Origin of the sequence: Bacillus sp. RK1064 (genome assembly GCF_051488405.1) — a bacterium.
Lineage (GTDB): Bacteria > Bacillota > Bacilli > Bacillales > Bacillaceae > Bacillus.
Genome location: NZ_JBPSCZ010000001.1, coordinates 354,740 through 376,559 on the forward strand (window position 1 = coordinate 354,740; position 21,820 = coordinate 376,559).

General features: G+C 41.1%; 29 protein-coding genes. 20 read left to right on the forward strand and 9 right to left on the reverse strand.

Annotation, left to right across the window (positions count from 1 at the left end; translation table 11 throughout):
• Positions 1-23: 23 nt before the first annotated feature.
• The gene (locus ACSSTM_RS02025; protein ID WP_034660963.1) at positions 24-1,052 is read right to left on the reverse strand and encodes an SDR family NAD(P)-dependent oxidoreductase; all 1,029 of its coding nucleotides are present in this window, start codon (positions 1,050-1,052) and stop codon (positions 24-26) included.
• 243 nt (positions 1,053-1,295) lie between these two features.
• Here ACSSTM_RS02025 and ACSSTM_RS02030 point away from each other — a divergent pair, with 243 nt between their 5' ends.
• Entirely contained in the window at positions 1,296-2,018 is a 723-nt protein-coding gene (locus ACSSTM_RS02030) for an acylneuraminate cytidylyltransferase family protein (RefSeq protein ID WP_095285299.1), read from the forward strand.
• Positions 2,019-2,046: 28 nt separating this feature from the next.
• Here the strand turns inward: ACSSTM_RS02030 and ACSSTM_RS02035 are convergent, their stop codons facing one another.
• Positions 2,047-3,009 carry a CgeB family protein gene (locus tag ACSSTM_RS02035; RefSeq protein WP_095285298.1) on the reverse strand — a complete coding sequence of 321 codons (963 nt, stop codon included), beginning with the start codon at positions 3,007-3,009 and terminating at the stop codon, positions 2,047-2,049.
• 15 nt (positions 3,010-3,024) lie between these two features.
• A complete protein-coding gene (locus ACSSTM_RS02040; protein ID WP_034660958.1) occupies positions 3,025-3,426 on the reverse strand; it encodes a hypothetical protein in 402 nt (133 codons plus the stop codon).
• Between the two features lie 207 nt (positions 3,427-3,633).
• Here ACSSTM_RS02040 and cgeC point away from each other — a divergent pair, with 207 nt between their 5' ends.
• The 12 genes from cgeC (at position 3,634) to ACSSTM_RS02100 (ending at position 12,892) form a co-directional block, all read left to right on the forward strand.
• Entirely contained in the window at positions 3,634-3,954 is a 321-nt protein-coding gene (gene cgeC / locus ACSSTM_RS02045) for a spore maturation protein CgeC (protein ID WP_034660957.1), read from the forward strand.
• 17 nt (positions 3,955-3,971) lie between these two features.
• Positions 3,972-5,267: a glycosyltransferase family 2 protein gene (locus tag ACSSTM_RS02050; RefSeq protein WP_034660956.1), complete on the forward strand. Its 1,296-nt coding sequence runs from the start codon at positions 3,972-3,974 to the stop codon at positions 5,265-5,267.
• Between the two features lie 158 nt (positions 5,268-5,425).
• Positions 5,426-6,802 carry a sigma-54 interaction domain-containing protein gene (locus tag ACSSTM_RS02055; protein WP_034660954.1) on the forward strand — a complete coding sequence of 459 codons (1,377 nt, stop codon included), beginning with the start codon at positions 5,426-5,428 and terminating at the stop codon, positions 6,800-6,802.
• A gap of 117 nt (positions 6,803-6,919) precedes the next feature.
• The gene (gene ablA, locus ACSSTM_RS02060; RefSeq protein ID WP_034660953.1) at positions 6,920-8,320 is read left to right on the forward strand and encodes a lysine 2,3-aminomutase; all 1,401 of its coding nucleotides are present in this window, start codon (positions 6,920-6,922) and stop codon (positions 8,318-8,320) included.
• The gene (locus ACSSTM_RS02065; protein WP_034660952.1) at positions 8,317-8,604 is read left to right on the forward strand and encodes a YokU family protein; all 288 of its coding nucleotides are present in this window, start codon (positions 8,317-8,319) and stop codon (positions 8,602-8,604) included. Before ablA ends, ACSSTM_RS02065 begins: the two co-directional genes overlap by 4 nt.
• Before the next feature lie 79 nt (positions 8,605-8,683).
• Positions 8,684-8,908, forward strand: a complete 225-nt coding sequence (locus ACSSTM_RS02070) for a YozE family protein (RefSeq protein ID WP_034660951.1) — start codon at positions 8,684-8,686, stop codon at positions 8,906-8,908.
• 144 nt (positions 8,909-9,052) lie between these two features.
• Positions 9,053-9,733: a hypothetical protein gene (locus ACSSTM_RS02075; protein ID WP_012010279.1), complete on the forward strand. Its 681-nt coding sequence runs from the start codon at positions 9,053-9,055 to the stop codon at positions 9,731-9,733.
• A 250-nt stretch (positions 9,734-9,983) separates the two neighbouring features.
• Positions 9,984-10,154, forward strand: coding sequence for a YozD family protein (locus ACSSTM_RS02080; protein WP_066030762.1), 171 nt, complete (start codon positions 9,984-9,986; stop codon positions 10,152-10,154).
• Between the two features lie 50 nt (positions 10,155-10,204).
• Positions 10,205-10,813 carry a phosphatase PAP2 family protein gene (locus tag ACSSTM_RS02085; RefSeq protein WP_095285296.1) on the forward strand — a complete coding sequence of 203 codons (609 nt, stop codon included), beginning with the start codon at positions 10,205-10,207 and terminating at the stop codon, positions 10,811-10,813.
• A gap of 54 nt (positions 10,814-10,867) precedes the next feature.
• Positions 10,868-11,185: a YodL domain-containing protein gene (locus ACSSTM_RS02090; protein ID WP_095285295.1), complete on the forward strand. Its 318-nt coding sequence runs from the start codon at positions 10,868-10,870 to the stop codon at positions 11,183-11,185.
• 112 nt (positions 11,186-11,297) lie between these two features.
• A complete protein-coding gene (gene deoD, locus ACSSTM_RS02095) occupies positions 11,298-11,993 on the forward strand; it encodes a purine-nucleoside phosphorylase (protein WP_012010274.1) in 696 nt (231 codons plus the stop codon).
• Positions 11,994-12,061: 68 nt separating this feature from the next.
• Positions 12,062-12,892, forward strand: coding sequence for a M15 family metallopeptidase (locus ACSSTM_RS02100; RefSeq protein ID WP_060596558.1), 831 nt, complete (start codon positions 12,062-12,064; stop codon positions 12,890-12,892).
• Positions 12,893-12,942: 50 nt separating this feature from the next.
• Here ACSSTM_RS02100 and ACSSTM_RS02105 read toward each other — a convergent pair whose 3' ends face one another.
• Entirely contained in the window at positions 12,943-13,194 is a 252-nt protein-coding gene (locus ACSSTM_RS02105) for a hypothetical protein (protein WP_003216113.1), read from the reverse strand.
• A gap of 92 nt (positions 13,195-13,286) precedes the next feature.
• Positions 13,287-13,979 carry a class I SAM-dependent methyltransferase gene (locus ACSSTM_RS02110; protein ID WP_437403967.1) on the reverse strand — a complete coding sequence of 231 codons (693 nt, stop codon included), beginning with the start codon at positions 13,977-13,979 and terminating at the stop codon, positions 13,287-13,289.
• 151 nt (positions 13,980-14,130) lie between these two features.
• On the opposite strand from ACSSTM_RS02110, the gene ACSSTM_RS02115 reads away from it, so the two are divergent.
• Positions 14,131-15,516: a S41 family peptidase gene (locus ACSSTM_RS02115; RefSeq protein ID WP_275718166.1), complete on the forward strand. Its 1,386-nt coding sequence runs from the start codon at positions 14,131-14,133 to the stop codon at positions 15,514-15,516.
• A 41-nt stretch (positions 15,517-15,557) separates the two neighbouring features.
• On the opposite strand, the gene ACSSTM_RS02120 is transcribed toward ACSSTM_RS02115, so the two are convergent.
• The 3 genes from ACSSTM_RS02120 to ACSSTM_RS02130 all read right to left on the reverse strand — a co-directional run bounded on the left by ACSSTM_RS02120 (position 15,558) and on the right by ACSSTM_RS02130 (position 18,108).
• Positions 15,558-17,051, reverse strand: coding sequence for a sodium:solute symporter family protein (locus ACSSTM_RS02120; RefSeq protein ID WP_437403968.1), 1,494 nt, complete (start codon positions 17,049-17,051; stop codon positions 15,558-15,560).
• Positions 17,051-17,254, reverse strand: a complete 204-nt coding sequence (locus ACSSTM_RS02125) for a DUF3311 domain-containing protein (RefSeq protein WP_034660942.1) — start codon at positions 17,252-17,254, stop codon at positions 17,051-17,053. The genes ACSSTM_RS02120 and ACSSTM_RS02125 overlap by 1 nt, the downstream gene beginning before the upstream one ends.
• A 236-nt stretch (positions 17,255-17,490) precedes the next feature.
• Complete coding sequence (locus ACSSTM_RS02130) at positions 17,491-18,108, reverse strand: nitroreductase family protein (RefSeq protein ID WP_034660941.1); 618 nt, start codon at positions 18,106-18,108, stop codon at positions 17,491-17,493.
• A 139-nt stretch (positions 18,109-18,247) separates the two neighbouring features.
• Between ACSSTM_RS02130 and ACSSTM_RS02135 the strand changes: the two genes are divergently transcribed.
• The gene (locus tag ACSSTM_RS02135) at positions 18,248-18,580 is read left to right on the forward strand and encodes a winged helix-turn-helix transcriptional regulator (RefSeq protein WP_034660940.1); all 333 of its coding nucleotides are present in this window, start codon (positions 18,248-18,250) and stop codon (positions 18,578-18,580) included.
• Between the two features lie 75 nt (positions 18,581-18,655).
• Positions 18,656-18,871, forward strand: a complete 216-nt coding sequence (locus tag ACSSTM_RS02140; protein WP_034660939.1) for a hypothetical protein — start codon at positions 18,656-18,658, stop codon at positions 18,869-18,871.
• 40 nt (positions 18,872-18,911) lie between these two features.
• Here the strand turns inward: ACSSTM_RS02140 and ACSSTM_RS02145 are convergent, their stop codons facing one another.
• A complete protein-coding gene (locus tag ACSSTM_RS02145) occupies positions 18,912-19,385 on the reverse strand; it encodes an Hsp20/alpha crystallin family protein (RefSeq protein WP_034660938.1) in 474 nt (157 codons plus the stop codon).
• A 95-nt stretch (positions 19,386-19,480) separates the two neighbouring features.
• Here ACSSTM_RS02145 and rarD point away from each other — a divergent pair, with 95 nt between their 5' ends.
• From rarD to bshB2, 4 genes are all read left to right on the forward strand, one after another.
• Positions 19,481-20,386, forward strand: a complete 906-nt coding sequence (gene rarD, locus ACSSTM_RS02150) for an EamA family transporter RarD (protein WP_095285293.1) — start codon at positions 19,481-19,483, stop codon at positions 20,384-20,386.
• A gap of 78 nt (positions 20,387-20,464) precedes the next feature.
• Positions 20,465-20,746: a hypothetical protein gene (locus tag ACSSTM_RS02155; protein ID WP_034660935.1), complete on the forward strand. Its 282-nt coding sequence runs from the start codon at positions 20,465-20,467 to the stop codon at positions 20,744-20,746.
• Positions 20,743-21,093, forward strand: a complete 351-nt coding sequence (locus ACSSTM_RS02160; RefSeq protein WP_034660934.1) for a YojF family protein — start codon at positions 20,743-20,745, stop codon at positions 21,091-21,093. The genes ACSSTM_RS02155 and ACSSTM_RS02160 overlap by 4 nt, the downstream gene beginning before the upstream one ends.
• A gap of 18 nt (positions 21,094-21,111) precedes the next feature.
• Complete coding sequence (bshB2, locus tag ACSSTM_RS02165; protein WP_187703918.1) at positions 21,112-21,777, forward strand: bacillithiol biosynthesis deacetylase BshB2; 666 nt, start codon at positions 21,112-21,114, stop codon at positions 21,775-21,777.
• The last annotated feature ends 43 nt before the right edge of the window (positions 21,778-21,820 follow it).

Consider the following 21,820-nt stretch of genomic DNA (forward strand, 5'->3'; position numbering starts at 1 on the left):
ATCTGCTTCCGTGTGACGATTTTTTATTTTTTATGATGCGTGTGATGTAATTGTTCAATGATGTGGAATAGCTTTTCTTTTGTAATGAGAGGCGCTTCATTTGATGTGTAATTGGTTAAGTCGACTTTTTGAAAGTCAGCGTGCAGTTGTGGTCTTGGTAAAATGGCATAAAATTGTTCATGCTCAAATAGTGCATCTGCTTCGTGCTGAAATGTGAGCTCTTCGTGAAGCTTTTCTCCAGGTCTTTTCCCAACAACGAGAATATCCGGGGGTGCGACATTGATTTGAGTGGCATATTCATGAAACGCTTTTAAGAGATCAGCAAGCTGTAATGACTCCATCTTGAGAATGAACGTTTCGCCGCCTTTCATCATGATCGCTGCTTGAAGTGTGAGGGAGACAGCCTCTTCGATGGACATAAAAAAACGTGTCATATTAGGGTCAGTTACGGTCAAAGGTTTTTCATTTAACAGCTGCTGGAGCATGATGGGAATGACTGAACCTCTTGATCCAAGCACATTGCCAAAACGCACAGAGCAAAACATCGTTTTTTGATTCGGAATACTTTCGTTTGCTTGGAAAAATAGTTTTTCTGAAATTAATTTTGTTGCACCCATGGCATTTGTCGGAGAAACCGCTTTGTCAGTTGATATGTTGACAACATGACTGACTTCATGTTCGATTGCGGCTTCAATGACGTGCTGCCCTCCGATAATATTCGTTTGCACGGCTTCAAACGGATTGTCTTCACAAGTGGGTACTTGTTTTAAGGCGGCTGCATGAAAGATGATATCAACGCCTTTGACGAGCTGTCTCACGCGGCTTGCATCTCGTACATCTCCTAAAGCGAATGCAACTTCTGGATGATCTGCATACTCATTTTTCATCATGTATTGTTTGCTGTCATCTTTGCTGAAGACGATAATCTTCTTTGGAGAGCATGATGTTAATTTTTTCACAATTTGACGGCCGATCGAACCCGTACCGCCTGTGACTAATATCGTTTTGTCACGAAAAAAAGCCTTCAAACTCGTTTCTATCTTTTTGGACATATCTAATCCCCCAACTCTCATTTCTCTACTTTGCATCATATGTGAAAGAGCGGTATCCGTTTGAGGAAAAGAACCACTTTCTATATAAATTAGGTGAACAAATTATAACCATCTGCTTGACGTCTTAATAGAATATGGAGAGATAAGAGAACAAGTAGAAAAACGAGAGACCTGAACACTTCAGTACTGCGATCAGCTCGGATAAAAATGAAGAGAGCTTTGCGCGAGGGGAGAAGGGAATACATGTATAGGGGAAATCGTATTTTAGCCTTGATACCAGCTTTTAGAAGTAGGCGCGATCAGCACGATGAACACATTCGCGTATTGGCGGAGCGGCCGCTCATCTATTGGACCATTCAGCCGTTACTGCAAATGATTGAGTTAGATGAAGTCATCGTTTCTACAGAGGATGTCAATACTCAAATCATTTCATCTCACTACGGAGCCCATGTGATTGAACTGCCAGACACGCATGTAACGGAACAAACACCGTCACTCATAGCTGTGAAGCATGCGCTTGCTTATTTAGAGCGTGAGGGGAAGACCTTTGATATTGTTCTATATTTGCATCCATCGTCTCCTTTAAGAGAGCCGGAAGATATTGAGAAGTGCTTGCAGCTTCTAGTAGAAGGGAATTATGACTGCATGGCATCTTTTACAGAGGCGCTAGAAAACCCAAATGAAACATGGACACTGCATGAGAATAATGAAGCAACTTTATATAAGGACAATCATTACTTTTTCATGCCAAAGCATGAGCAGCCATATACGTATGGCCGTTTAAATGGAGCAGTGTATGCTTTTTATGTTCCATATGCAAAAGAATGCATTCATTCCTTTTTAGAAGGATCTGTTGGAGCGTATATCATGGATCGCCAAAAATCACTCGTGGTGAAACAGGAGGAAGACCTTGAGAAAGCGGAGAAAGTCTTATTGGCTCGCCGAGATGCGGAGGGTTATGCATAAGATGAATTTCAACGAGAAAAGCGCCCGGTCATAGGGCGCTTTTTACGATCTCATAAAGCCTGTGTGGAAATGTCTCAAATGTATTCCAGGAAACGACTTGTTCGTAATTGTTTCGTGCGATCGCTTTTCTTTTCTCGGCATTTGATCCATAATATTCAACCTGTTCCAGCAAATCGTCCTCATCTTTATAAAAAACGAAGCTTGAAAAAGCTTGCGGCGGTTGTAGATCCGTCAATTGAAAGCTTCCAGCTGCAGCGATATCAAACGCTCTGTTGTTCAGGCTTACATTTTGAATCATGGCTTTGTTTTTATTATAGGCAAACTGAGCCGGCCTGTGCGGGTTAAGAACAATCGCTGATTGCTGATAGATGTCCGCCATTTGCTGAGGGCTCAGCCAATTGGTCACTAGTGTGAGATTTCGATAATGTCTTCGTGACTTATTTAAATGACGATGCCATTCCTTACCTGCAACGAGAATCCGCCATTTGTTCTGTTGTAAGAGTGTATCAATGGCGATGATGCGGTTGGGATAAGGGTAGCCGGCGAGTGCAATGTCATAGTTGCACATCTCTTCAGGCGATTCGTTTTTTTGAAAAACACGTGTATTTGCCGGAATGGGAAAGTAGTGGGTGTGACCTATGCCCAATTGTTTGTAAAATGGCAAAGCTCCTTCATCAATCGTTAATATGAGCCGCGCATCACGTGTGCAAGCAGCTGACACATCTGTATAAAAGGGATCTTCTGTCATCCACAAAACGATCGGGATCTTTTCTTGTTTGAATTGATGAAGCACTTCGCTCGGAACATGATCACCGATCATCATCAAAACAAAATCCGGAGAAAATGTCCGGATTTTGTGCATGTGAGCGGGTAGAGATTCTCGATCAATTTTTACACATGAAAAGGGGGAATCAATGAAGCTCTCTTCTACCCATTGATCAAACATGTGATAGATTCCGCCGTAGCCAGAGCTGATATAAAGAAGCTTCATCATGACCCTCTCACATTAAGATGTGAACGTAACACTTTCAACTTTATCTACATCTAATAAAGTCGTTGCAGAGCCTGTTGGTGTGACTGAGCTTTCTTGTGTAACAAATACAACACCCGTTAAAGCATTGAATGCTACGAATTGAACTGGCCCGATTAAGTCTCCTGAGTCAGTGACAATGCTGATGACGGTTCCTGGTGCAAGTCTTGCAAAAATCCATCTTGCTGGCTGAGATACATCGAGTGTTGTAGCAGAATCTGAAGGTGATGCCTCAGCTGCCACTTCACTTAATAAATCGTTCAATTTTTCTTCCATTTGAACTCCTCCTTCTTCAAGATTAACTGTTAATGCACGAGTAAGTGGTTTGAAAAACACTTTCAATAGTTCTTTTTTTAATTCGGCACGCTTGTCGCTCATTTTTTCCCCATCCTTTCTTCATCAATTCAAACTCACCCCTATGTATATGCCGTTCACTTTTTTTGGTATAAGCAGAACGCTGATTCCTTGTTCTTTTTTTCATTTAATTACTTCACACATTTTTAAAAATGTTTTCAAATGCTGAGGCTAAATGAAGTGATTCTCATACTCTAGTAAAGATTAAATGTGAAGAGAGAGGGATTATGAATGGAATTTGAACAATTATTAAATGGTTGGAACGAAGAATTACTAGAAGCAGAAGGAGTACTTGAAGTCATCTTGATTTTACTTCTTCTTCGTCTTTTAGAAGAAAGTGAGGAAGAGAGTGTGTCAGACATCAAAGAATTACTTCGTCCATGGCTTGAGCTTGGCATTCCGCTGCCACGTGTTCATTTAGTCAATGGAGAGGTCCTTCAAAACGTAGTTGTTGTGCAGCTCTTTGATACAGTAGCGGTCTTTAAAAACGTGACAAATCAGCTAAGAGTGAATGTTCCTTACGTGAACATTGTCAGCTGGGGGGCTTTTTAATCTAATTAAAAAGGATAATGATCATGAAAGTATCGGTAATTTTAACAAGCTACAATAAACCTGATTTCATTGATCGTGTGCTAAAGAGTATGGTGGAACAAACGTATTCAAATTGGGAGCTTCTGATTATGGATGATGGCTCAGAACAAGGCACCCTCCAAAAGATCCAGCCCTATTTAGACGATGAACGCATTCATCTGTATTCACGCACGGTTCATCCTGCAAAACGGCTGTTAACCGTTCGGTATGCGACGCTTATTAATGAAGCGCTAACCCGTATAACAGGTCAGCTCATTTGTTATTTAACAGATGATACTGTGTATCATCAAGATCGTTTGCAGAAAATGGTGGATATTTTTCAGTCGAAGCCTCATATCGATATCGTGTATTCCTCGCAGCGGGTCGTGCATGTTGATAAGCATTTAGTTGAGACCATGAGCTTTGTCCGTGAAGCAGACCAAATCTTGGAGCATGCGTCCTTTCAAGTGGATCATTGTTCGGTCATGCACAGAAGGCGTTTGCTTCCGCTAATTCATGAAAAATACGGGCAATATTGGGATGATGGGCCGAAACACTGGCATCATGCAGATTCTGTTTTTTGGATGAGGCTGAATCAATTTGCCGCGTTTTTTCCATTAAGAGATGTACTTGATACAACGTATAAAACCCCTCATTCCTTTCATCATCTGTTTTCGAGTATGCCGTATGATCTCATTGACGGAACGGTGATTGAAAAGGAAGGGGATTACTACCAAATCGCAGGCGGCAATCTTCATGAAATTGAAAGGTGCTGGGTGAACGAAAAAAACAGGCGCGCGATTCGGGTGCCATCGTTATGTGCGATGAAATATGAGATGAAAGACATGCTGGCAGTACCAAATTATACAGTTGTCACGGCAGATCATGGAAAAACGTTCTATTATATTGAAGAACAGAAAAAAAGGCGATTTGCTGCAAAACGTGACGTGCAATATTTTCAGTTTCACCCTAAGGAGATCTATACGATTTCAAATGAACGGCTTCAGATGTTTGAAGATGGCGGCATGATTCAAGTTTCTCCAGTATTTAGTCCGCCAAACAGGCGGCTGTTTAAATGGAAACAAGATGTCTATTTACTGATGCACCATACCTTTTACCGTATTGATCCTGATGTCGTGAAGCGATTTGCTTTTTATCATCAGCCAATTAATTTATACCCTTCCCAATTTACGTTATTTCAAGAAGGAAAGCCGATAGTGCCGCTGTATATGGAATCGCTGCAAGAATTCGATATGTCTCTTTATCAAACATCAGGGCGAAAGCACTCCTCATAAGAGGGGTGCTTTTTTGACGCTATAGACAAAAAAAGCAGGAAGTTGCAAGGAAAAAGCGAAACATGAAAGGACAGGAGAAGGTGTGATGAAGATGATCAAGCCGCTGAAAATCCGGCAATAGACGCCGGTTTTTTGGCACTGAAAGTGAGGGGGAAAGAATGGGGAAAGTTGTCGAAAGAGCGGATTGGTTTGAATTAATTTTAGAAGCCATTGATGAAGCCATTCATGTTGTAGATGATCAAGGCATGACGATCTTTTACAATCATAATGCCGCTAAGTTTGACTGTTTACAAAAAGAAGAGGTGATTGGCAAGTACATCCTTGAGGTGTATCCCTCTTTAACAGAAAAAACAAGTACGCTTATGCATGTTTTGAGAACTGGGAAGCCCATTTATCATTCGCTGCAAACCTATTTGAATAAAAACGGAGAAAGAATTGAAACCGTCAACACGACATTGCCCATTATTGAAGAAAGCAAGTTAATAGGCGCGGTCGAAGTCGCAAAAGATGTATCGAAGCTGTCAGCCCTTTCAAATCGTTTAGATCAAAAAAAACGGATACACGATGTGGCTGGGGCAGAACAAATGCATGATTTTGCTTCATTTTTAACAAATGATCCGTTCTTAAAAGAAATGCTTGAAAAGGCAAAAAAAGCAGCTGCTTATCCGTCATCAGTTGTTGTCTACGGGGAAACAGGGACAGGGAAAGAAGTGCTCGTTCAAGCCATTGTTCATGAATCTGACCGGAAAAACCAAGTGTTCATTCCGCAAAACTGTGCAGCACTTCCAGAATCGCTACTTGAGAGCCTATTATTCGGATCTGTCAAAGGGAGCTATACGGGCGCAATTGATCGCAAGGGGCTCTTTGAATTGGCTGATGGAGGCACGCTTTTTCTTGATGAACTGCAAGCGATGCCGCTCACGCTGCAGACGAAATTATTACGTGTGTTAGAGGATGGTGTTGTGCGCCGTATTGGGGATGCAAAAGCGATTCAAGTGGATGTAAGACTCATTACTGCACTCAATATGGACCCATTTGAAGCGGTGAAAAAGCAAATTTTAAGAGAAGACTTATTTTATAGACTGCATGTGTCATCTTTTCATATCCCGCCGCTTCGTGAGAGAAAGCAAGACATCCCGCTGCTTTCCCGCCATTTCATTCAAACCTATCATCAGCAGTTTTCAAAAAACGTCAAACGCCTTTCTGAAGAAACGGAACAATTGTTTATGGCTCACCACTGGCCGGGAAACGTCAGAGAATTAAAACATACCATTGAGCATGCCGTATTGATGATGCCAAAGGAAGCGGAAGACATCACTCCTTCATACCTTCCTGCTCATTTACGTACGCAGAAGATCGAGGAAGAAACACCCGACGCCTCCTTAAAAAGTCAGGTTTCTTCATTTGAACAAACATTGATTCAAGAAGCTTTAAATCAGCATCATGGCAATATTAAAAAAACCGCCGCAGCCTTAAAAATCCCTCGACAAACGCTGCAGTATAAACTGAAGAAATATGCAGATGCCGAAAAATAGGCACCAACATCCATTGAATATCACGGGTAAAGCTCCTTTTGTAAAGAATAGGGGCATTTTCCCATGTTGGCACATAACTTGCATAGTATAAGGTGAATGCTGATAGGGGGAATGGATATGAATCAGAAACTGTATGAACCGGCGCGTCATTGGAAGGACATTGAGCTTTGGAAGGATGTACCTGAGGAAAAGTGGAACGACTGGATTTGGCAGCTGACGCATACCGTGAAAACGCTTGAAGATTTAGAGAAAATCGTGAACTTAACAGAAGAGGAAAGAGAAGGGGTGAAGATTTCCACCAAAACCATTCCACTCAACATTACACCCTACTATGCCTCACTGATGAATCCAGACGATCCAAGATGCCCAGTACGTATGCAATCTGTGCCAATCGCTGAGGAGCTGCATAAAACAAAATATGACTTGGAAGACCCGCTGCATGAAGATGAGGACTCACCTGTCCCGGGGTTAACGCATCGGTACCCAGATCGTGTGCTCTTTCTTGTAACAAATCAGTGCTCCATGTACTGCCGCTATTGTACGAGAAGACGTTTTTCCGGCCAGATCGGTATGGGCGTGCCAAAAAAGCAGTTAGATGCTGCCATTGGATATATTAGAGAAACACCTGAGGTGCGGGATGTGTTAATTTCCGGCGGAGATGGGCTCTTAATCAATGATCAAGTGCTTGAATACATTTTGAAAAACTTACGAGACATTCCGCACGTTGAGATCATTCGGATAGGAACCCGCGCGCCGGTCGTCTTTCCGCAGCGCATTACAGATGAGCTGTGCGAGATTTTGAAAAAATATCATCCGGTTTGGCTGAATACCCATTTCAATACAAGCATTGAAATTACGAAAGAAGCCAAAGAAGCGTGCGAACGTCTTGTGAATGCCGGCGTCCCTGTTGGTAATCAGGCTGTCATCCTTGCAGGTATTAACGACAGTGTGCCGATTATGAAGAAGCTGATGCACGATCTCGTGAAGATACGGGTCAGACCTTATTATATCTATCAATGTGATTTATCTGAGGGGATTGGCCACTTTAGAACACCAGTATCAAAAGGTCTTGAAATCATTGAAGGCTTAAGAGGGCATACGAGCGGGTATGCCGTGCCAAGCTTTGTTGTAGATGCACCAGGAGGCGGAGGAAAGATCGCCTTACAGCCAAATTATTTATTATCGCAAAGCCCTGACAAAGTCGTCCTTCGTAACTTTGAAGGTGTGATCACCTCTTACCCTGAACCAGAGCATTACGTCGCAGGGCAGGCAGATGCGTATTTTAATGAAATTTATGAAGAGAAACAAGAACCGGCAATTGGTGTTACCGCACTATTTCAGGATGAAGCGAAATCGTTTACGCCTGAGAATTTAAGCCGGATGAAACGAAGAGAAGCATATGAGACAAATCCTGAGCATGACACACTCAAAAACAAACGTGAAAAACGAGATGAATTAAAAGAGAAAAAATATCAAGCACAGCTCAAAAAAGATCAAACTGTAAAGGAGGAGAAATGACCTTGCTGACATGTGATTGGTGTGAGGAAAACAAAGCAAACGCAGAGCAGACAACAGTCTATTGGGAACTGATCACTGGCACACAATCAATTGAAATCATCGAAACACCGTCCATTTCCTGCACGCACTGCGGCATGTTATATCAAAAGGATGAGACGGTCAAAGAGATAGAAGATCAATTAATTTTAGTGGATCAGACAAAACTTCCAGAAAAAATTTCATACGAAGAATTAATGAGCATGGAGCGGTTATTAAAGCGAAATTACTTTGACTTTTCATCATAAGTTGTACCTCCGCCTATACAAGTCATCAAATTGCTGTATAATATAACAACAAAATAGAGTGTCGCGGAGGGAAAAACAGGTGAAGTCGTTTTACCATTATTTAATGAAGTACAGACATCCAAAACCGAAAGATGAAATCAGCCATTTTGCAAATGCTGCTTATGAGGATCACAGCTTCCCGAAAGCGTCCATTGATTATCATGAGCTGTGTGCCTATTTAGAATTAAATGGCGATTATTTGAGCTCAATGACAACATTTGACGAAGCGTTTGAGCAATATGAAGTAGAAGTCAAAAAAAAATAACAAACAACCGTTTGTTCCAGATGGGAGAAGCGGTTTTTTTATGAGAAATAAAATGGCGTTTTGCATGGTGTGGTTGCCCATGCAGAATTCCTTGCGCCGGCATACGATACGTTAAGACCAAAAGTCGGGCAAGGGGGAGACAGAATGAAGGCGAAAGCACCAAAATATCAAGTAGGGGATATTGTCGTCGTTGTCATGTACGGCACAGTCGGAACGATTACAAAAGTCCATCAAATTGACCAGCACTATTTGTATGAGGTCAATCATAATGAGGTGCTTTATTTTGAAACATCACTTCAGCTTTACGATGAGTACGACGGGGTGATTGTGGATACAGAAAAGCTGGACATTGAATATGAGTTCCTCATTGGCGATGTTGTATATGTAAAAGATTACGGAAAAGAGCTATTTAAAATTATTGGCCATCGGACTGAAATATGGCGATACCTTGATGACGGCTGGGAAGATGTCATTTACGAACTCACGAGGCTAAAGGACGGAGAGTGGCTGGAAACAGAAGAGGAAGACTTAACGCTTGTCCTGAGGAAGTATGAGATGGACCAGTTCGTTCATCAGCTTCTTTTTGTGCATTACGTCGGTGAAACCTCAAAAGAAATGGAAGAAGATATGGTTCAAACGGCTCTATTACAACTAGAAGAGAAACAAGAAAGCGAAGCATCACTAGAATTCCTCGCTGTATCTATAGTGGATGAGCTTCTTGATATATATAATGACTATAAAATTCTCTACGAATTTTTCGAAGATCCAGAATACAAGGATATGATGGATTTTATATTGGAAAGTTTACACGAACATTTTGGTTAAAGAAAGACTTGTCCTAACACGAATAAAAAATAAGGCACACAGAAAAAAACAATCACATAAAACCATCCCCTCAAGATACGGCCCATCACCTGATCAAACGTTTCTCCATCTAATATGCTTAACCATTTCATTGCCTCAAACCCCTTTTCTTTTTGTTTACTGCATTTATATGTATGGAATGAGCCATTATGACAAACTGTAATAAAAAACAGGCGTCGTTCATACATCATAAAAAAGGAGGCGGAATGTAATGAAAGAAGCAGATTTGGTGATTGATACAGAGGAAATTGCGGAATTCTTCTACATGGAGCTGGTCAAAAGAGGGTACATACCTGCTGAGCTGGAAACGTTTGAGCTGGCTGACATTACGTTTGAATATATGCTGAAAAAAGCAATGATAGTTGAAGAAGAGGCGTGGTAGGCACTATACTTTGAAGAGATTCTGAAGAGAGAGGGAGGAGAATCTTTCGCGTGTATATCCTATTTCTTTTGATTTTATTTGGCGCCCTTGCTGCGCTCATGGTATCTGGTGCGGGTCAAGAATTGGACAACCAGATCATCTTATGGTTTGAGAGCATCAGACTCCCTTTTTTAAATAATGTCATGCTGACTTTGACGGACTTTGGCATTAGTGCGCTGCTCGTCCCAATCATGCTCATTTTTAGTGTCGTACTATTCATGTATAAGCGCTATTACTCTATCATGATGCTTTTTCTATTATATCTCACAGAAAAAACCATCAATCATGAACTAAAGGGGCTGTTTGCTAGAGAGCGACCGGCCTTTGATCATCTTGTCAATGAAACGTATTACAGCTTTCCGAGCGGACATTCGATGAATGCAGCCACAATCTATCCTTTTATAGCTTATCTATTAGTTGAAATGATTCCATGGCTGAAAGAAAGACAAAAAATCGTCTACTTGATCACGGGGTTCTGTGTTCTTTTGATTGGGATCAGCCGAATGTATATCGGTGTTCATTATTTGACAGATGTTGCAGGCGGTTTTGCGATAGGACTTGCTTTATTTCTCATTTGTAAAAAGATTGACGAAAAATTGTCTGTCATTCGACAAAAATAGAAGAAGGAAATTGACAGACACCAGCCAATTTTATATAAAAGGGGAGGGATTTGAATGCAATTGACGTTGAGATTTTTTCAAAAGAAACCTTCAGCATTTCACTTAACCATTTATCAGACACCTGAATATGGCGCTGCAAGCGGGCATCAGCCTGTGTACCGGACAAAGATTGGCGGCAGAACACACCTGGATGTTCTGGAAAAAGCATTCTCGACATTTAATGTACATGATACAGTCCCTAATGATTACAATGCACGGTTTATGACAACAGGTGATATTGTTGTGATTGATGATAAGAAGAAGGGAAAGTGCTATTATCAGCTTTTTCCGGCAGGATGGAAACGCAGTGAACGACTGATGACGATGAGTTAAATAGATGATTGACGATGCCAGCTTGAGCTTCAGCTGGTATTTTCTTTTTTAGGCTCAATCGTTTATACTAAATAGGATAAATCACATAGTAAACGTAAGTGGAGGCTAAAAAATGAGTGTACATATTGGAGCAGAAAAAGGACAAATTGCAGAAACGGTATTGCTGCCAGGCGACCCGCTTCGTGCGAAATATATTGCAGATACATATTTAGAAGATGTCGAATGCTATAACGAAGTGCGCGGAATGTATGGTTATACTGGAACCTACAAAGGAAAGCGCGTTTCTGTACAAGGTACCGGAATGGGCGTACCTTCTATTTCGATTTATGTGAATGAACTCATTCAAAGCTATGATGTTCAAAACTTAATCCGCGTCGGATCTTGCGGGGCTATCAAAAGGGATGTCAACGTGCGTGATGTCATTTTAGCTCAAACATCTTCAACAGACTCACAAATGAATCGTGTGGCGTTTGGACCGATTGATTACGCACCTTGCGCTGATTTTGGACTGCTTAAGAAAGCCTACGATACAGCAGAAGCAAAAAATGTCGCTGTACGTGTCGGTAATGTATTTACAGCAGACCAATTTTACAATGAAAAACCACTTGAACTCATGGCTCAATACGGTATCCTAGCGATTGAAATGGAGACAACAGCTCTTTATTCGCTTGCAGCAAAATTTGATCGAAAAGCGTTATCCATTCTGACAGTGAGTGATCATGTTCTCACAGGAGAAGAAACAACGGCTGAAGAGCGTCAAACGACATTTGACGAAATGATCTTAATTGCACTAGACTCTGTTTTATAATAGTATAAAGGGTGTGCTACGATGTAGCGCATCTTTATTTTTTTAGAAGAGCAAAAGGAAGGTATGTCATGAAGAAAAGCTATAAAATACTCTCAATCGCATCGATTCTTGGTTTGACAGCCGCACTATCGGGCTGCCAGTTGCTGGATCAAAAAAGCGGTACATCTGAATCGAACAAAACAAACGAACAAAAGAGCGCAGCAAATTCATCTACCCAGCAAAACTCAAACAATACAGCAGATTCATCGGATCAAGAGCTGACATTAAAGAGTGAATATTTCAATGACATCAAGGTGGTAAGTGGGCTGAAAACCATTCAAAATCCTGCAAACGTGCTAGCTCTTGTCAACAAAGAATACGCATTACCAGGAACCTATAAACCTTCTGATCTCGTTGTACCAAAAGTAGAATTCTCTTTTTCAGAGGATATTGAAAAACGATATATTCGTAAAGAAGCAGCGGAAGCACTTGAGAAGTTATTCAAAGATGCGAAAAAGAAAAACTTCGAGCTGGCTGCAGTATCTGGCTATCGCTCCTATGACCGTCAAAAAGTCATTTTTGATAGTGAAGTCAAATTAAAAGGCAAAGACAAAGCGCAGGAAGCAGTAGCTTTACCAGGCGAAAGTGAACATCAAACAGGTCTTGCCATGGACATTTCCTCAAAAAGTGCCGGCTTTGACATCTCTGAAAAGTTTGGTGAAACACCTGATGGCAAATGGGTGGCTAAAAACGCCTATAAATATGGTTTTATCATTCGTTATCCAAAAGGAAAAGAAGATATTACAAAATATGAATATGAGCCGTGGCATCTGCGCTATGTTGGAAAAGAAGCAGCAAAAGCGATGCATGATCACGATTTAACATTTGAAGAGTACATGAACAAAGTGAAGAAAATCTAATCAAATAAAAAGGCCTCCCAGCTATTCGGGGGGCCTTCTTTATTCTTCTTTTAAAAAAAGAACAATCCTGCTAATGCGAAACCTGTAATGAAACCAAGCCCGATGCCATAAGCGGCACCCCAGCCGTAATACCCTCCGTAATAACCAAAGCCAAAGCCGCCGCGAGAACCGCCGACTGGACGAATATACACTTTACGGTTTGTCACCCGCTCAATGCGTCCGACATGTACTCTGCCATTACGATCTGTGATTCTAGCGACTTTTCCCATGTGCTGCTGACAAAGCTTTTGATAGCGCTCCATATTTTTCCTCCTTATGACAAACTCTGTTCACTCTTATCCTATGCGAGAGACCTCATAGAGTTTGGACAAAACATATAGGAGATTCGCTCATTTTATACGGTACATTCAAATAGAATGTGGCTTAGCTGCTTCCGGTGCGCTTGAATCAGATCGTAGTGTGTTTGCAGCGTTTCGTAAAGAGAAGGGGGGATGTGTTCAGATAATTCCATTTCTGTCGGCTCCTCCTGTAGTTCATCAAATGAGAGAATGCGAAAGTCATGGAATCCTGCTGCTTTTAGCTGCTCCTTCCATTCTTCAAGTGAAAAGAGTGAGTGGAACCCGTAAAAATCTCTTACGGTGGCGAGCTCCTCTGGTGTAAGTGGTGCTTTTAACACAGCTTCATTTGCGATCATTTGACTTCCAGGGGCAAGCACTCGTTTGATCTCAGCAAGTGCAGCAGGAAGGTTTGTGAAGCTTAAAACAGATTCACTGATGAGAAGAGTGAACGCTTCATCTGGAAATGGCAGCTGTTCAATCGATGCTTGCAATGCGCGGATCGGCAGTTCTTCTCGCTCAAATCGCAGGTTGGCCTTTTCAATCATCAAAGGGTGTGTATCAATCGCCTCTACCTGATAACCGATATTTCCTAAATATGCCGCCGTTTGTCCTGTCCCGCATCCCGCATCCAGTATACGTGCATCCGGCGTCAATTTTATATGCTCAAGCATCGTTTTTGTTAACTCAATTCCGCCAGGATGGGCACTGGATACGCCAAAATAGGCAAGCATTTCTACATAATCACTCATAAAATCCCTTCTTTCCTTATCAAGTTCCTCTTTAAAGATTATGCAATGCAAGGTCAAATGGCTTATCTTTTCAAAGAGAACTTCGATCCTTTGGTTGACGGATGAAGCATCGTCCTTGATAATAATGAAAGGAGATAAAGGTGGTGTTTCTTTGAAAAAACAATTTAAGTTCGTGATCGCCATTCTGGTGACAGCGGCCCTGTCCTCTGCGATTACATTTGTGATCACAAAACAAGGGGCTGTCAGTGTCTCAGGAGACGAGAAGTTTAGTAAACTCATGGCGGCGTATACGAAGGTAAAAGATGAGTATTACGAAAAAACGGATGATCAAAAACTAGTAGATGGTGCGATTCAAGGAATGATTGCATCACTTGATGATCCATACTCTACATATATGGATCAGGAGGAAGCCGAAGGATTTAACAACACCATTTCATCATCATTTGAAGGAATTGGTGCACAAGTAGAAGAGAAGGATGGGCAAATTTTAATTGTCGCGCCGATTAAAGGCTCTCCTGCTGAAAAAGCTGGTTTGAAACCTCATGATCGTATTTTAAAGGTGGATGGGAAAAGCACAAAAGGCATGTCGGTCAATAAAGCAGTTTCTCTTATTAGAGGGAAAAAAGGAACGGATGTCAAGCTGCACCTTAACCGCCAAGGAGTGGGCAATGTTGATGTGACGATCACAAGAGACACCATTCCGCTTGAAACGGTGTATGCAAAACTCACAAAAGACAAAATAGGAGAAATCCAAATTACGTCCTTTGCTGAAACAACAACGAAAGAGCTAGATAAAGCCATTGATGACCTCGAGAAAAAAGGGGCAAAAGGCTTTGTCATCGACCTGAGAGATAATCCAGGCGGCATTATGACAGAAGCGATTGAAATGAGTAATGACTTTATCGATAAAGGGAAAGTCATCATGCAAGTTGAAGAAAAAGGGAAGAAAGAAGAGTACAAGGCTGAAAAAGAACGTAAAGTTCATCAGCCGGCAGTTGTTCTTGTAAATGGCGGCTCAGCCAGCGCTGCTGAAATCATGGCGGCGGCTCTGCACCAATCTTCAGGTATCAAAATTATTGGTGAAAAGACATTTGGTAAAGGAACTGTTCAAAATGCACAAAGCTATAATGATGGTTCTAGCGTCAAGTTAACCATTGCCAAGTGGCTGACGCCGGATGGTTCTTGGATTCACAAAAAAGGAATTGAACCACAGGTCAAAGCATCGCTCCCAAGTTATGCAAAGCTGCCATACTTAAGTCCGAAAAAATCGTATCAGCTGAATGACAATGGAGATGAAGTCAAAGCGGCTCAAAAAATGTTCCAAGCGCTTGGCTACAAAGCAAAAGCAAATGGTGAGTACGATCAAGCTTTCCAGTCTATCGTCAAACGCTTCCAAACAGACAACGATCTGAAAACAGACGGTATTCTGACAGGAGATACAACGACATTACTGATGACAAAGATCCAAGATAAGCTAAAGAACAATGATACACAAATGAAAAAAGCCATTGAAGTTTTGAAAAAAGAAATGAAATAAAGAAAGAGCAGTCCTCATAAGGGGGACTGCTCTTTTTATGTTTACGCGTTGTTTACAGTCGCTTCTGTTTTTTCGTTATCTTTTTCAAAAAGATCATTTATGACAGAATTGTCTGTGACATGCTTTTGGAAGAATGGATTCAAGATCAAGATGACCACAACGTTTGCTAGTAAACCGAGAAAACCTTCATAAAGACCGAACGTGACTTGTGAGATATTGGCTGTAAAGGTGACGATGATGCCAACAACTAACCCCGCAATCGTTGCTTCTCTCGATTGTTTTTTCCAGAACAAGCTGATCGCAATGGCTGGGAAAATTTGAACCATTCCTGAAACGCCAATGAGCTGAAGCGTCACAAGTGCTGTTGGGAAGAGCATCCCAAATAAAAGGGCCAGTCCGATGACGATAAACACCATTGAACGTGTAATGATGGTCAATCTTTTTGGTGATACATTCGGATGAATTAAGTCACGGTATAAATTATTGGCAAATAAATTCGATGCGCCAATGGCCATGATCGAGCATGGAATGAGGGAAGCCAGTGCAATTGTTGAATAAGCGAGGCCCTGCATCACACCACCATATGACGTTTGAATTAAATGAAGAAGAGCAAATCTTGGATTTGTATCTTCAGGTAAGACTAAAAAGGCAATAAATCCAAGGAAGATGACCAAAATCAATACGATGTTATAAAGAGGCAAAAACATACTGTTTTTACGGATGGCATCTGCACTTTTGGCTGTAAAAACCCCTGTTGCCGCATGCGCCCACATAAACAAAGCAAGGGCAGAAACGCCTGAAGCGGTAATGAACCATAAAATGCCTTTAGGACCGCCGTCAGGGATCGTCAGAAGCTGTGGCGCTTCCTTAGCTAACGTATTCATCATCGGGGTCCAGCCGTTAAAATAAATGATTGGCAGTGAAACCACCATAAACAGCATGATGACCCAAACGAGAATATCCTTAATAATGGCTGTATATGTAGGACCTTTAATACCACTGAAAAATGTATAAAGTGCGACTAAAATAAATGAAATAATAACAACTGCATTCACATTAATATAACTAGTACCAGCGACAGTTAACGTATCTTGAATCCCGCTCAGCTGAAGACAAATATAAGGAATCAGCATAAGTACTCCAATAATCGCAATCAAACTGGATAACAGCTTGCTGTCAAACCGCTCACGTGCATAATCAGCGAGCGTTGTGAGGTTGTGATTTTTCGCAACCGTCCATAGCTTTGGTAAGAAGAAATAAGCAATAAAATACGCTAGAACTGAATAGGGGATAGCGAAAAAAGCGACACTTCCAGCTGTATAGGCTGTACTAGTGAGCCCTAAAAAGGTATAAGCGGTATATAAATCTGCGCCTACGAGGAACCAGACGAGCAGACCGCCAAATTTTCTCCCGCCGACAGACCATTCCTCTACTGACTGTCTCGATGATTTATCCCGGCCAGCGGCAAATCCGATGACCACGACGATGAAAATAATACTTGCAGTAATCAATAAAGCTGTTAAATTTCCTTGCATTAGTCAGTTCCTCCATTTGAATGTTGCATCCGGTAAATGATGAATGTGCAGATTGGTGTGAGAACAATCCATAGTAAGAGCCAGAAGTGGAAAAAAGGAAGCCCTATCACAAATGGATGAATACGATTTGCAAAGGGCAGCAGTGCGAGCTGTCCGATGAATGGAATCGCTATAAGTAGTGCCAGTATCAATTTTTTATTCATGATTCCCTCCTGAATTTTTTGTAATTTCATAATAATAGCAGTTGTCAGATTAGATCACAAGACCATTTTCAGAAAAAACAATCATTTTGGCGAATATCATACTAATATAACGCTTTCATTCTTAAAAAGGAGAAAGGGTGAAGGTGAAAAGGGGTAAAGTGAAAAGAAAGTATGTAGGAATAATATTTAAACCAAATAAAAAAAGCCTCAGCATGAAAGCTGAGGCCTTGCCAATTTTAAAGGAAATCAGATACTTGTTCGATGTCGAAACGATTGCTTTTATGAGCTTCTTTCGCTGCTTTACCAACTGAAATCAACATGACTGGCTCATAACGGCCGCTTACATTGAATTCTTTGATGAAGGCGTCTTTACTGAAACCACCCATTGCGCATGTATCATAGCCCATTGCTTTTGCAGCAATCATTAATTGCATAGCAGCTAATGAAGCATTTGAATACGCAGCTTCACGTGCATACTGCTCGCTTTGGTATGCGCCATTGATTTGAGTCATCAATGTTTCTTTGATGTCTTCAGTAATGAAGCCTTGTTCTGCCAGCTCACTGTAGATTTTTTCACCATTTTGATTGGCTTCAAGATCACCTAGTACAGCAATAACAGCTGATGCTTGTGAGATTTGCTTTTGGTTGTAAGCGATTGGAAGTAACTTCGCTTTAGATTCAGCACTATGGAAAACAGTGAAATGCCAATGCTGAAGGTTCCACGCAGATGGTGCTTTAGTTGTGATATCAAGAAGCTCTGTTAACTCTTCTTTTGTCATTTCATGAGTTGTATCATACTCTTTTACTGAAGCTCTTTGTTTTAAAATGTCAATTGTTTTTTGATCAGTCGCCATATGGATATTTCCTCCCGTTTTTGCAAATAGTATGGTACAATAACTAAAAAAGTGAGAAACTTACTTATTGTAACTAGAGCTATTTTAAATTGTATACCGTTAGTTTGTCAAACAATCATGAAAAGAAAGGCTGAAATTTATGGAATTTCAATTATGTCCACACATTCAGCAAGCTTTTTTACTGCTAGGCAAAAGGTGGAATGGTCTCATTATTCATGTATTGCTTGATGGTCCAAAGCGCTTTAAAGACATGACGGACATTATCCCATCTATCAGTCAAAAAATGCTCGCAGAGCGTTTAAAAGAACTTGAGCAAGAAAGGATTATAGAGCGAACTGTTCTGCCTGAGACGCCTGTTAAAGTCATTTATTGTTTAACTGAAAAAGGAAATGCGCTAAATAATGTGTTTCATGAGGTATCTAGGTGGGCAGGGGAGTATACAGAATCTCATGAAAAAAAGGAGCAAGCCTAGTTTCAGGTTTGCCCAAACGTTTTGACTCCTGATGAATATGCTGATGTTAGGCACATGACAAAGGAGGAGAAATGCATGTACCCTCATACTCCGTATTTCCGAGGCGGCGCCCCTGGCATACCGCCATATGAATCCAGAGTCCCTTTGTTTTTTGGTTTTGGCGCTCCTTTAGTCGGCGGACTGCTTGGCGGATTTTTAGGAAGTGCGATTTTTAATTATCCCCGTCCATATTACCCGCCACCACCACCTGCTCCACCACCTTATGGCGGCGGATATCCACCATACTATTAAGAAAAAAGAGTAAGCCTGCTTCTATATGAAAGCAGGCTTTTTATAATGGAATATCGATTTCAGAGATCCCCGGATCATCATGCTTTAAAAACATAATCTCCAAAATACCGTCCTGATACGAAGCCTTCGTTCCTTTTCTTTTTACAGCAGCAGGAAGGACAACTTTCTTCTGCGTGCCTTCCTCAGGAAAATGATCAATAAACAGCAGGTTGGCTGTATGTTTGATTTTTACTTTTTCTGTGTTCGGCCGAGCAAGCTCAATTTTAACGAACACGTGATCAGTGGTTTCGAACACTTCCACTTCGGGTTCTTTTTCTTTTTTGACGTCTGTTTCTCTCGTTTTTTGATGTTGAGAGAGTGGATCCTGAAAAGGGAACTGAGCAGGATAATTGGAGCCGAATACACTTTCCATCACTTGATTGACATACTGCTCAACGTCTTTAGGGTCTGAATTCTTTAAGGCTTCTTTTGAAAATTGCTTTTGAAAAGGGAATAATCGGTTCCAGTCAAACATGCAAATCATCCTTTCTAAATGCCCTGAATTAGTATATGCCCATTCACCTGAGTGCGTGCTATAATATACGATAGGTTTAGAAAGGAATGGTTAGATTGAACGATCAGCAACAATCAAAAGGTGTTCTCTATACGGCAGCATCTTTTACATTATGGGGATTATTCCCGTTATATTGGAAACTGATGGAGCATATTTCGTCAGGCGAAATTTTAGCGCACAGAATTTTATGGTCATTTGTTTTTATGTGCGGTATTCTACTGTATTTAAAACAAGTCCGGCCGGCGATGCAGACAGTGAAGGGTCTCATGCTGGATGGTAAAGCACTTTTTTCACTACTTTTATCTGCTATTTTAATTTCGGTTAACTGGTATGTGTACATTTGGGCAGTCAATCACCATCTCATGCTAGAAGCTAGTTTAGGGTATTATATTAATCCGCTTGTCTCTGTTTTACTAGGCATCATTTTCTTGAAAGAGCGGCTCAATAAATTACAAACCATTGCGATACTAATTGCCGCCACTGGGGTGATTCTTTCCACGATTCAGTACGGTTCATTTCCTGTCGTTGCGATATTACTTGCCTTTAGCTTCGGTTTTTATGGATTGATTAAAAAAAGAATGAGCTTCACGAGTGCAATTGGATTGACAATTGAAACGCTGCTTTTAGCCCCGGCGGCCCTTGTGTACTTATTGTTCTTCTTAAAAGAACCTGTGGTGACAATGAATCCTAACAGCTTCGGATCGCTTGGTCTCTTATTCTTTGCAGGGGTTTTTACAGCGGTGCCACTTCTTTTATTCTCTGAAGGCGCAAAAAGAATTCCTCTTTATCAAGTGGGCATTTTACAATACATTGCACCGACGATTACGCTGTTTTTGGGGTTATTTGTGTATCACGAGCATTTATCTTCAGCTAAAATCGTGACGTTTCTTTGTATCTGGGTGGCGATTTTATTATTTACTACCTCTCAATTACGCATGAAAAAAACAGCGAATTCTCATTAAGTGGAACAAGCAGTTTGCTTTTTTTTGAATGCGGATCATGTCATAATAAGTTGTTACCAAAACTGTAGAGGTGATTACATGTCATCTGCCAATGAGCTTGCAGCCGCTTATCAATCTTTATGGAAAAATCGTCAGCTTGATGTCGATGATATGTCTTCTTTACTCGAGGCGATATGTGATGATTTAAGCGATGCGCGCACTCATCCGCGGGCGAGAAAATCATTCCATCAAAAATATGTGCTCGCTGTAGAGAGAATATTAGAAAGTGAGCTTGAGCATGATCATCAGCTGCAGCTGATCAGCTTACATACAAAAAAGCTGCGAGAATTAATTCAAAATGAAGGAAGGAACCACTCATGAAACCAATTCAAACGGAAGATGTCACAACACATCTTGAATCGTTTTTAAATCGTCCAGTTTTCGTTCATCTTGAAACGACAACTGGTTCTTATTCAGCTCATGTAAATGAACAAAATATGACGGTCGTGGCTTATATCCGAAATGCGAAAGTCGTCTATTCACAGGCGAAAATAAAAGGACAAGGTCCGTACCGTGTTGGAATGAAAACAGAAGATGGCTGGATTTACGCAGAAGGATTAACGGATTATGTGTTTGATGACCATGGCCGCCTGCTGTTAGCAGGGCACTTGCCAGACGGAAAACTAGCGATCTCATTACAAATTAGTGAAACACCATTTCAGGTGTAGAAGAAAGGGTGACGAGTCATGAACGAACATGTACTAGTGATGTTGCCTCACCCAGATGATGAATCCTTTGGGGTTGCAGGTCTCATTGCACAAAGCAGAAAACGCGGAATCCCAGTCACGTATGCATGCGGGACACTTGGGGAAATGGGCAGAAATATGGGCAGCCCAACATATGCCAATCGCGAAACACTTCCTGAATTAAGAAAACAGGAATTAATCAATGCCTGCAAAGAAATGAATATCACAGACTTACGTATGCTTGGACTTCGTGATAAAACATTGGAATTTGAAGACGACGAGTATTTAGCTGATGTGATGGAAAACATCATTGATGAAGTCAAACCTACACTGATTGTCACGTTTTATCCAGGACACGGTGTACATCCTGATCATGATGCGACAGGAGAAGCGGTTATTCGCGCTCTTTACCGTAAGAAAAAAGAAGACCGTCCTGTCACATACTGCATGGCCATTACAAGAAATAGAGAAGAAGTGCTGGGAAATGCAGATATTATGATCGACATTACAGATGTAGCAGATATCAAATTAAATGCACTGAGAGCGCATAGAACGCAAACAGAAGGCATGCTGAGAGAGCTTGAACAGAAGCTGAAAAACAAAGAACCTGTCGTCCAAAAATGGTTCGATGAAGAAATTTTCTGGACGTACCAATGGAATGACTAAATAAAAAAGCAGCTGACATCGATCAGCTGCTTTTTTTTGTGTC